Origin of the sequence: Novosphingobium mangrovi (assembly GCF_022818885.1) — a bacterium.
In the GTDB taxonomy this organism is placed as follows: Bacteria; Pseudomonadota; Alphaproteobacteria; order Sphingomonadales; family Sphingomonadaceae; genus Novosphingobium; species Novosphingobium mangrovi.
Genome location: NZ_JALHAT010000036.1, coordinates 43,870 through 54,107, shown reverse-complemented (window position 1 = coordinate 54,107; position 10,238 = coordinate 43,870). Strand labels below are relative to the sequence as shown.

Below are 10,238 nucleotides of genomic sequence, written 5' to 3'. Positions count from 1 at the left end.
GTCAGCCTTCTCCTCGCGGCGCTCCAGCTGCCAGACACCGAGCGCGATCATCACGCCGACAGCCGCGAGCACGACCAGCGTGGAGATAATGGGGATGGAGCGCATGGTCGGGGCCTTTTCAGCAGGCAGGGAAACAGGAAGAGATATTCAAGGGGCCATCGCCCCTTGACCCCGGAATCGGCGACCTCACCCTACTCAGCCATGGCAGCGTGCGAAAGGTGAGGTAGACGGTTTGGGGAGCCCGAGGGCAATGGCCCTCGGAAATCTCCTTTCCACTTACAATCGCACGTGAGACCGCACCAAACCGAAAGGGCAGCCGGCGCAAACGCGGGCTGCCCTTTCCTGGTTTTGCGAGACCGGCCCGGATCAGTGCGTGGGATAGCCCCAGCCGCCCCAGATGTAGACCGCGACGAAGAGGAACAGCCACACGACGTCGACGAAGTGCCAGTACCAGGCCGCAGCCTCGAAGCCGAAGTGCTGGCGCGGCGTGAAGTCGCCCTGGTAGCTGCGCACGAGGCACACGGCGAGGAAGATGGTGCCGACGATGACGTGGAAGCCATGGAACCCGGTCGCCATGTAGAAGGCCGAGCCGTAAGTGTTGCCGCCAAAGCCGAAGGGGGCGTGCAGGTATTCGTAGCCCTGGATCGCGCTGAACAGGACGCCCAGCGCAATCGTCGCCCACAGGCCCTTCTTGAGGCCCTCACGGTCGCCATGGATCAGCGAGTGATGCGCCCAGGTCACCGTGGTGCCCGAGGTCAGCAGGATCAGCGTGTTGAGCAGCGGCAGCGCGAAGGGATCCATGACCGCCTCGATCGCCTTGGGCGGCCACTGCCCGTCAACCACTTCGGTGAGCGTGGAGGGGAACAGCGAGAAATCGAAGAAGGCCCAGAACCAGCCAACGAAGAACATCACTTCCGAAGCAATGAACAGGATCATGCCGTAACGCTGGTGCAGCTGCACGACGGGGGTGTGATCGCCCGCGCGCGCTTCGTGGATGATCTTGGCGAACCACATCCACATCGAGGCGATGAGGAGCGCCAGGCCCATCCACGGCACGAAGGCGCCGCCAGGCATGTCGTGCATGAACAGCACCATGCCCGAGGTGAAGATCAGCGCGCCCAGCGTGGTCGCCAGCGGCGCGATGTCCGGCGGCAGGATGTGGTAGTCGTGGTTCTTGGTACCGGCCATGTGCCTTCATCCCCGTTTATCGAAACTGTTCTAGCCGCTCCGCCCGGCGCCACGTGCCGGCCGAAACGGTCCCCAAATGAGCCTTAACTTCCCGCCCCGGCGCGGTCCAGACCCTTTGCATCCGCAGGAGATGTCTGAACTTCGTTGAGGTGGAAGGTGTAGCTGAGCGTAATCTGTTCGACGTCCTTGTTGTCTTCATCGCCAAGGATCGCCGGATCGACGTAATAGAGCACCGGCATCTTCACGGTTTCGCCGGGCTGGAGTGTCTGCTGCGTGAAGCAGAAGCACTGGATCTTGTTGAAATACTTGGCCGCCTGTTCGGGCTCCACGTTGAAACTGGCGGTGCCGGTCACGGGCCTGTCCGAGGTGTTGGTCGCCTCGAACAGGGCCATGTCGCGCTGGCCGACGGTAATGTCGTGGGTGGTCTGGAGCGGCTTGAAATTCCAGGGCATGTCGTGCGCGACATTGGCGTCGAAACGGATCGACATGGGTCGCGCGGCGACCTGGACAGCCTGCGCGGTCGCCCCGTCGACGCGCTGGGTGGTCCCGCCATAGCCCGTCACCTGGCAGAAAATGCGGTAGAGCGGCACCGCCGCAAAGCCCAGCGCCAGCATGCCCAGCGCCATCGAAAGACCGATCAGGCCGACCTTGCGGTTACGGCGGCGCGTCTGCGCGGCCTGGCTTGTGGCATCGTGGGGCTGGGACAGGCTCGCCATGGCTCAGCCCATCTTCGCGATCGAGATGAAGAAGACGAGGACCACGAAGGCGGCAAGCCCCAGACCGAGCACGCGATTGCGGTCCTTGCGGATCTGCTCGACGCTGCGGGTATCGGGCGCGGGGGTCTCGGGCTTTTCCTCGTCCATAAACTCCCTCAGATGACGATGAACCGGTCGAGCACCAGCGCGGCAAAGAGCGCGAAGAGGTAGATGACCGAGTAGGCGAAGAGCTGCTTCTCGGGCTTCATCGTGTCCTCTTCGCCGCGCGTACGAAGGCCGACGCGGACCGAGAGCGCGAGGAACAGCGCGGACAGAACGAACGCACTCGCGCCGTAGACGAGGCCTGTGCCGCCGATCCACCAGGGGACCATCGTCAGCGGCAGGAGCAGCACCGAGTAGATCAGGATCTGGCGGCGCGTGGCCTTTTCGCCCGCGACGACCGGCATCATCGGGATGCCGACCTTGGCGTAGTCGCTCTTCACGAAGAGCGCGAGCGCCCAGAAGTGCGGCGGCGTCCACATGAAGATGATGGCAAAGAGCACGACCGGCATGAGCGTGATCTCGCCCGTCGCGGCGACCCAGCCAATCAGCGGCGGGAACGCGCCTGCGCCGCCACCGATAACGATGTTCTGCGGCGTGCGGGGTTTCAGCCAGATGGTATAGATGACCGAGTAGTAGACGATCGAGACAGCCAGGATCGCGGCCGGAAGCCAGCCGATCGCAAAGCCCATCAGGAACACCGAGCCCGAGCACAGCACCAGCGCGAAGTCGCGCGCAGTGGTGCGGTCAAGGCGGCCTTGCGGGAGCGGGCGCTTGGCGGTGCGCTTCATCCCTGCATCAAGGTCGGCTTCCCACCACTGGTTGAGCGCGGCCGCGCCGCCTGCCCCGATGGCGATGCACAGGATCGCGGTGAAGGCGAGGACCGGGTGGATGCGCGTAGGCGCGGCGATGAGGCCGCACAGGCCGGTGAAGATGACAAGGCTCATCACGCGCGGCTTGGTCAGCGCGATGAGGTCACGCCATTCGGCCGGACGCCGGGCGGGAGCCGGATTCGGGGGGGTAATCGAGGTGGTCATGGTGGCGTGCCCATACACCGTTCGTGCCTTTCAGGCGAGACGGACAATTTGCCCGACCCGAAGGCCCGGCAAATCGTCGCGTGTGCGCCGTTGGAAGGAACCGGGACCGATCAGTGGTGCGCGGCCTCTTCGATGACCGGAAGGGTCTCGAACTGGTGGAACGGCGGCGGGCTGGTCAGCGTCCATTCCAGCGTCGTCGCGCCTTCGCCCCAGTAGTTGTCCTCGGCCTTGCGGCCCGCGAGGAAGGCGTAGGCGATGTTCGCGAACCAGACCACCAGCGAGGCGGCCATGACCATGTAGCCGATCGTCGCGATGTGGTTCCAGTAGGTGAAGGCTTCCGGGTAGTCCGGGTAGCGACGCGGCATGCCCTGCATCCCCAGGAAGTGCATGGGGAAGAAGATCATGTTCACGCCCACGAAGAACACCGCGAAGTGCACGTAGGAGAGGAACTCCGAGTGCATCTTCCCGCTCATCTTCGGGAACCAGTAGTAGAAGCCGGCAAAGAGCGCGGTCACCGCGCCCAGCGAGAGCACGTAGTGGAAGTGCGCGACGACGTAGTAGGTGTCGTGCAGGTTGTCGTCGACACCGCCGTTCGCCAGCACGACGCCGGTGACGCCGCCCACGGTGAACAGGAAGATGAAGCCGATGGCCCAGATCATCGGGCTCTTGAACTCCATCGAGCCGCCCCACATCGTGGCGATCCACGAAAAGATTTTCACGCCGGTGGGCACCGCGATGACCATGGTGGCCGCGGTGAAGTACATCTTGGTGTTCACCGAAAGGCCGGTCGAATACATGTGGTGCGCCCACACGATAAAGCCGACGACGCCGATCGCGACCATCGCGTAGGCCATGCCGAGGTAGCCGAAGACCGGCTTCTTCGAGAAGGTCGAGATGATCTGCGAGATGATGCCGAAGCCGGGCAGGATCATGATGTAGACTTCGGGGTGGCCGAAGAACCAGAACAGATGCTGGTAGAGCACCGGATCACCGCCGCCGGCGGGATCGAAGAAGGTCGTGCCGAAGTTGCGGTCGGTCAGCAGCATGGTGATGGCCGCGGCCAGGACCGGCAGCGAGAGCAGCAGCAGGAACGCGGTGACGAGCACCGACCACACGAACAGCGGCATCTTGTGCAGCGTCATGCCCGGCGCGCGCATGTTGAAGATGGTGGTGATGAAGTTGATCGCGCCCATGATCGAGCCGGCACCCGACAGGTGCAGCGCGAAGATACCGAAATCGACGGCAGGTCCGGGCGAACCGTAGGTCGAGAGCGGCGCATAGACCGTCCAGCCAGTGCCCGCACCAAGCCCCGTACCGCCCGGCACGAAGGCCGAGCACAGGAGCGAGATGAAGCCCGCCACGGTCAGCCAGAACGAGATGTTGTTCATGCGCGGGAAGGCCATGTCCGGCGCGCCGATCATGATCGGCACGAACCAGTTGCCAAAACCGCCGATGATCGCGGGCATGACCATGAAGAAGACCATGATCAGGCCGTGCGCGGTAATCAGCACGTTCCAGGTGTGGAGCGTGGTGGTGAAATCGGGATTTTCCGCCCCGAACCACTTGGCGAACATGTCGAGGTACTGGATGCCCGGCTCGGCGAGCTCGACGCGCATCATGCCCGAGAAAGCGCCGCCGATGATCCCCGCGATGATCGCGAAGATCAGGTACATCGTGCCGATGTCCTTGTGGTTGGTCGACATGAACCAGCGGGCAAAGAAGCCCGGGTGGTCATGCCCGTGATCGTGGCCGTGGTCTGCGACGTGGCCCTGGAACTGGTCTGCGGTGGTTGCCATGGTGGTAAACCCTAATCCTTGCGTTCGCGGGGCCGTCAGACGGCAGCTTCGGTGGCGGCGTCTTCCGGCATGTCGGCCGGGACGGTTTCGCCCTCGCCTTCCGGTGCGGCCGCGGCCGGCTCTTCACGCCCGTCGATCACGGCGCCGGGATGGGTCAGGACCCACTGGTTGTACTTTTCGCGAGGGAGCGCCTCGAGCGCGATCGGCATGTAGCCGTGCTTCGCGCCGCACAGTTCCGAACACTGGCCGTAGTAGACGCCCGGCTTCTCGACGAAGAGGACCTTCTCGTTGATGCGGCCCGGCACCGCGTCGAGCTTGAACCACAGCGAGGGCACCGCGAACGAGTGGATCACGTCGGCCGCGGTGATCTGCAGGCGGATCAGTTCGCCCGCGGGCACGACCAGGCGGTTGTCGACTTCCAGGTGCGAGGGGCCGTCCCAGGCTTCCGAGCCGACTTCACGCACGCCGTTGTTGATGACGGGCTGGCCCGGGATGTTGAGCATGTTCGAGATCACCTCGAACTCGCCATTGTCCGGGTAGCCATAGGTCCAGAACCACTGGTTGCCGGTGACCTTGATGGTCAGCGCTTCCTTGGGCGCGGGCTTGTACTGCTTGGCGATGAGGTCGATCGAGGGGACCGCGATGCCCAAGAGAATGAACACCGGCAGGATCGTCCAGACGACCTCGATCGCGGTGTTGTGGCTGGTCTTGGAGGCGACCGGGTTGGCGCGGCTGTTGTAGCGCACGACGACCCAGATCAGCAGCGCGAGCACGAACAGCGTAATGATCGTGATGATCGGCATCAGCGCGTAGTTGTGAATCTTCAGCGCGTATTCGCCCAGCGGCGAGAACTGATCCTGGAAGCCGATCCCGCCCGGCGTCGGCATGCCCACGCCTTCGGTCGGCGTCATCGGCGTGTAGCTGCCTTCCTCCTGCGCCAGCGCGGGCGCGGCCAGAAATGCAGCTGCGGAAAAAATACAGGCCTTCCCCAAAAGGCGCGGTGAGCGGGCGATGTGTCCGGATATCATCGTTATAGCGCTTCCGTTTCTCTTATAAACGTACACGCGAATCGCCCCGCCTGCACGCACCCCAAATGCGGAGGCTCTTGCCCCCCTTCCATCTTGGCCTATACGCGCGCTTGCTGCGCGTCTCAAGCGCTACTAGGGAATTTTTGACTTTGGGCGCCGCGCAAGGCCGCCGAATTACGTGTTTTTAATGAAAGGAAGTTGACCGCCATGCAGGAAGAAGAGGTCCTCGCCGAGTTCCGCGCCAGCAAGGCCCTGTTGGAAGGACATTTCCTTCTTTCCTCGGGCCGCCACAGCGCCCACTACCTGCAGTGCGCGCGCGTCCTGCAGAGCCCCGACCGCGCCGCACGCCTGGCCGTCGCGCTGGCCGCCACGCTCCCCCACGATGTGCGCAAGCAGATCCAGAAGGTCGTCTCGCCCGCGATGGGCGGGGTCATCATCGGCCAGGAAATGGGCCGCGCTCTCCAGGTCGATGCCATGTTCGTCGAGCGCCCGACCGGCACGTTCGAGCTGCGCCGCGGCTTCGAGCTCGATCCGGGCGACAAGGTGCTGATGGTCGAGGACGTGGTCACCACCGGCAAGTCCAGCCGCGAAGCCATCAAGGCGATCGAGGCCGCCGGCGGCAAGGTCATCGCGGCCGCAGCCCTTGTCGACCGTTCGGCCGGTGCTGTGGACCTGGGCGTTCCGTTCTATCCGCTCGTCGCGCTCAGCTTCCCGACCTACGCCGAGGACGAGCTTCCCGCCGAGCTCGCCGCCACCCCCGCGATCAAGCCGGGCAGCCGCCAGCAGCCCTGACCCGCAAGGCGCCCGGCCCTCCCGGGCGCCGCCCTCGCCGTTTTCCTCCCGCAACGCAAAGGCCCGCCTCCCGTGTCCAGCGTCCACCACCCTGCGCATCTGCGCCTTGGCGTGAACATCGATCACGTCGCCACCATCCGCAACGCGCGCGGCGGGCTCCATCCCGACCCGGCCCGTGCCGCGCAGATCGTGGCGCAGGCGGGAGGCGACGGCATAACCGTGCACCTGCGCGAGGATCGCCGCCACATCGTCGACGGTGACATCCAGCGCGTGCAGGACGCCACCGGCCTGCCGCTCAACCTGGAGATGGCCGCGACCCAGGAAATGCTGGAGATCGCGCTCAGGCACCGCCCGCATGCGGCCTGCATCGTGCCCGAGCGGCGCGAGGAGCGCACCACCGAGGGCGGGCTTGATGCCGCAGGCCTGCACAACCAGCTCGCCCCCATCGTCGGCAAGCTGACCGAGGCGGGCGTGCGCGTCAGCCTCTTCATCGGCCCCGAACCGCACCAGATCGAGGCCGCGATGAAGCTCGGCGCGCCGGTCGTCGAACTGCACACCGGCGAATACGCCCATGCCACCGGCCCGGACGTGGCGACAGAGCTCAGGCGCATCGCCGACATGGCCGCGCTCGCCGCCAAGAACGGGATCGAGCCCCACGCCGGGCACGGCCTCACCTACGAGAACGTCCAGCCGATCGCCGCCATCCCCCAGATTGCCGAGCTCAACATCGGCCACTACCTCATCGGCGAGGCCATCTTCACAGGTCTCGAAGCCAGCATCGCGAAGATGCGCGCGCTGATGGACGAAGTCCGGTGAAACGCCAGGCCGCGGATTTTACGCGCCTCAAACGCCGCATCCGCCTTGTCTGCCTGGGTTTCGTCCCCATAGTCGCCTGCATCACGACGGCACTTGCCCTGTGGAGCGACTACCGCGCCGGACGGCCGTTCGAGCCGCACCCGATCTTCTCGGGGCTGGGGCTCATCGGCTGGGGCTTTGCCGTCTTCGTGCTCTCGGGCCCGGCGCTGACCGCGGCCGAGCGCATTCGTGCAGACTGGCGCAACAGGAGAAGGCGCAAGTGATCATCGGCCTGGGTTCGGACCTGTGCAACATCGAGCGCATCGCCAATTCGCTCGAACGCTACGGGGACCGCTTCCTCAACCGCGTCTTCACCGAGCAGGAGCGCGCCAAGGCCGCGCGGCGCCCGCACACCGTCGCAGGCACGCTGGCCAAGCGTTTCGCCGCCAAGGAAGCCTATTCCAAGGCGGTCGGGACCGGCTTCAAGCAGGGCGTCTTCATGAAGGACATCGGCGTCGTCAACGCCCCTTCCGGCGCGCCCACGCTGGCCCTGTCGGGCGGCGCGAAGGAGCGTCTGGACGCGATGACCCCTGCGGGCCACGAAGCCGTGGTTCACCTCACGCTCACCGATGATCACCCATGGGCGCAGGCTTTCGTCGTCATCGAGGCGCGCCCGCTCGCCTCATCCGCCGCTGCCGAGTAGAGTTTCTTGTCCCAGACCATGCGCGAACCCTCCGCCCCCTCTTCCGAAAGCTCCACATCCGCCAAGGCGAGGGGCAAGGAAAAGGTCAACTGGCTGCACGAGGTGCGCGGCCTTGCACTGATGCTGCTGGGGGTCCTGGCGTTCCACTCGTTCGTGGCCAAGCCCTTCTACATTCCCTCGATCTCGATGATGCCGGGCTTGCTGGTGGGGGACCGCCTCGTCGTCTCCAAGTACGCCTATGGCTGGAACTGGTCCTCGATCAGCTTCCACGCCCTGCCGCGCAGCGACTGGCGGATCCTGGGTTCAACGCCCGAATACGGCGACATCGTCATCGTCGTGCCCGGCAATCGCAAGGAAGACCTCATCAAGCGCGTGGTCGCCCGCCCCGGTGACCGGATCGCGGTGATCGACGGGCGCATTCGCCTCAACGGTCGCTTCATCCCGCGCGAGGTCGTGCCCGCCACGCAGCTTGCCGCCGATCCCGCGCTCCAGTGCGACGGGCAGGAAGTGGGCCACTGCTACGACGGCTTCGAAGCCTTCCGCACCCGCCTGCCCTCGGGCCGCGAAGTCTACGAAATGCCGACCTACCGGGAAACCTTGCCCAACGGCGCGAGTTACAACGTCATCGACTACATGAACCAGCGCCTCGACAACTACCCGGAGACCCGCGTGCCCGAAGGCCACGTCTTCCTGATGGGCGACGACCGTGACCGCTCGTCCGACAGCCGTGCCCCGTTCGACGACTGGGCCGGAGTGCCCTGTGGCGGCCTCAATGGCCCGGTGCCGCTCTCCGACATCGGCGGGCGCGCCGAGTTCATAACGTTCTCGCTCGATGGCACCCAGACCTGGAACCCGCTGACCTGGTGGAGCGCGCTGCGCCCCGGCCGCGCCCTCACCAGCCTGCGCCCCGCCCTCGACGCGAGCAAGGCCGCGCAGTGAGCCTTGCTGCGGGGGAGCCCCCGCAGACCGCTCCGGGCGCCGAGGAACCTGCGGCGCCTGCCTCCACCCCCGACACGTCCCCACGCGTGCGCCGGGTGGGCCCCACCGACATCGCCGACCCGCTGATCCGCACCGAGGCGCGCAAGGCCTTCGTATGGATCGGCGTGCTGCTGCTCTTCGCGCTGGCGATCTTCCTCTCGCAATCGCTGCTGGTTATCTTCGGGGGCATCGTGTTCGGCGCGCTGCTCGATGGCGGCGCGCGCCTGATGGGCCGGGTGGTGCCGCTCGGGCGCACCTGGTGCGTGGCCATCGTGCTCGCCCTCGCCCTGCTGGCCGTGGTGTGGATCGCGCGCTTTGCGGGCAGCCAGATCGCGGTTCAGGCCGCCGAACTTCCCGCCACGATCGAAGGGCAATATTACCTCGCGCTCGACTGGCTGCGCGGCCACGGCCTCCACGTCACGGCGGTGGACCTGCGGTCCATGGCGCGCGAGGCGATGGGCGGGATGAGCCAGGTCACGGCGGTGGTCGGTGGCCTCATCGGCGCGGTCACCACGCTGTTCCTGATCCTGGTCCTGGGCATCTACTTCGCGCTCGAGCCGCGCCTCTACCGCCGCGGTGTGGGCTGGTTCCTGCCAGTCGACCGACGCGACCATTTCGAAGGCACCGCGCGCGCGATGGGCGCGGCGCTGCGCCGCCTGCTGTTCGGGCGCGTCATCGGCATGAGCGTGGAAGGCCTGTTCACCTGGGCCATGCTGGAAGCCTACGGCGTGCCGATGGCTGCGCTTCTGGGCATCATCACCGCGCTCCTCGCCTTCCTCCCCAACATCGGCGCACCGATCTCGGGCGCGATCATGATCCTCGTCGGCTTTTCGGGCGGCATGGAAATGGGGCTCTACACGATGTTCGTGTACCTCATCGTCCACCTCATCGATGGCTACGTGATCGTGCCCATGATCGCGCGCAAGACGGTCGACCTGCCGCCTGCGCTGGTGCTGGCCGCCCAGCTCATCCTGGGCGTCCTGTTCGGCATCCTGGGCCTGGCCCTGGCCGACCCGCTGGTGGCCATGCTCAAGATCTGGCTGGAGCGCGAGGCCGCGCGCAACCGCGTGCTGCCCCCCGGCACGAAGGCCCCTTCCGAGGCCGACACCGATCCCGCAGGCGCGCTGCACGCGTAAGGCCCGCTCTTTCCGGCGAAGCTTGACCGA

Annotated in this window: 12 protein-coding genes and 1 pseudogene; 6 read left to right on the top strand and 7 right to left on the bottom strand. The window is 65.9% G+C overall.

Annotated features, from left to right (window positions below; all coding sequences use genetic code 11):
• From MTR65_RS20315 to coxB, 7 genes and pseudogenes are all read right to left on the bottom strand, one after another.
• Window positions 1–105, bottom strand: a pseudogene (locus tag MTR65_RS20315) (SURF1 family protein); the annotation flags it as partial.
• Between the two features lie 261 nt (window positions 106–366).
• Window positions 367–1,188, bottom strand: coding sequence for a cytochrome c oxidase subunit 3 (locus tag MTR65_RS16545; protein WP_243802154.1), 822 nt, complete (start codon window positions 1,186–1,188; stop codon window positions 367–369).
• Between the two features lie 83 nt (window positions 1,189–1,271).
• Window positions 1,272–1,904, bottom strand: a complete 633-nt coding sequence (locus MTR65_RS16540) for a cytochrome c oxidase assembly protein (RefSeq protein WP_243802152.1) — start codon at window positions 1,902–1,904, stop codon at window positions 1,272–1,274.
• Window positions 1,905–1,907: 3 nt separating this feature from the next.
• The gene (locus MTR65_RS16535; RefSeq protein WP_243802151.1) at window positions 1,908–2,051 is read right to left on the bottom strand and encodes a hypothetical protein; all 144 of its coding nucleotides are present in this window, start codon (window positions 2,049–2,051) and stop codon (window positions 1,908–1,910) included.
• Between the two features lie 8 nt (window positions 2,052–2,059).
• Window positions 2,060–2,980, bottom strand: a complete 921-nt coding sequence (locus MTR65_RS16530; protein ID WP_213499660.1) for a heme o synthase — start codon at window positions 2,978–2,980, stop codon at window positions 2,060–2,062.
• Window positions 2,981–3,090: 110 nt separating this feature from the next.
• Entirely contained in the window at window positions 3,091–4,776 is a 1,686-nt protein-coding gene (gene ctaD, locus MTR65_RS16525) for a cytochrome c oxidase subunit I (RefSeq protein WP_243802149.1), read from the bottom strand.
• A gap of 35 nt (window positions 4,777–4,811) precedes the next feature.
• Window positions 4,812–5,804 (bottom strand): cytochrome c oxidase subunit II, encoded by a 993-nt coding sequence (gene coxB / locus MTR65_RS16520; protein WP_419145056.1) that lies wholly within the window; start codon window positions 5,802–5,804, stop codon window positions 4,812–4,814.
• Between the two features lie 207 nt (window positions 5,805–6,011).
• On the opposite strand from coxB, the gene pyrE reads away from it, so the two are divergent.
• The 6 genes from pyrE to MTR65_RS16490 all read left to right on the top strand — a co-directional run bounded on the left by pyrE (window position 6,012) and on the right by MTR65_RS16490 (window position 10,208).
• Window positions 6,012–6,596 carry an orotate phosphoribosyltransferase gene (gene pyrE, locus MTR65_RS16515; RefSeq protein WP_226637754.1) on the top strand — a complete coding sequence of 195 codons (585 nt, stop codon included), beginning with the start codon at window positions 6,012–6,014 and terminating at the stop codon, window positions 6,594–6,596.
• A 72-nt stretch (window positions 6,597–6,668) separates the two neighbouring features.
• Entirely contained in the window at window positions 6,669–7,412 is a 744-nt protein-coding gene (locus tag MTR65_RS16510; RefSeq protein WP_243802147.1) for a pyridoxine 5'-phosphate synthase, read from the top strand.
• Window positions 7,409–7,675, top strand: a complete 267-nt coding sequence (locus MTR65_RS16505; RefSeq protein WP_243802145.1) for a hypothetical protein — start codon at window positions 7,409–7,411, stop codon at window positions 7,673–7,675. Before MTR65_RS16510 ends, MTR65_RS16505 begins: the two co-directional genes overlap by 4 nt.
• On the top strand, window positions 7,672–8,094 hold the full coding sequence (gene acpS, locus MTR65_RS16500; protein WP_243802143.1) for a holo-ACP synthase: 423 nt from the start codon (window positions 7,672–7,674) through the stop codon (window positions 8,092–8,094). Before MTR65_RS16505 ends, acpS begins: the two co-directional genes overlap by 4 nt.
• 18 nt (window positions 8,095–8,112) lie before the next feature.
• Window positions 8,113–9,033 carry a signal peptidase I gene (gene lepB / locus MTR65_RS16495; RefSeq protein ID WP_243802159.1) on the top strand — a complete coding sequence of 307 codons (921 nt, stop codon included), beginning with the start codon at window positions 8,113–8,115 and terminating at the stop codon, window positions 9,031–9,033.
• Window positions 9,030–10,208, top strand: a complete 1,179-nt coding sequence (locus MTR65_RS16490) for an AI-2E family transporter (protein WP_327194344.1) — start codon at window positions 9,030–9,032, stop codon at window positions 10,206–10,208. The genes lepB and MTR65_RS16490 overlap by 4 nt, the downstream gene beginning before the upstream one ends.
• Window positions 10,209–10,238 lie beyond the last annotated feature (30 nt).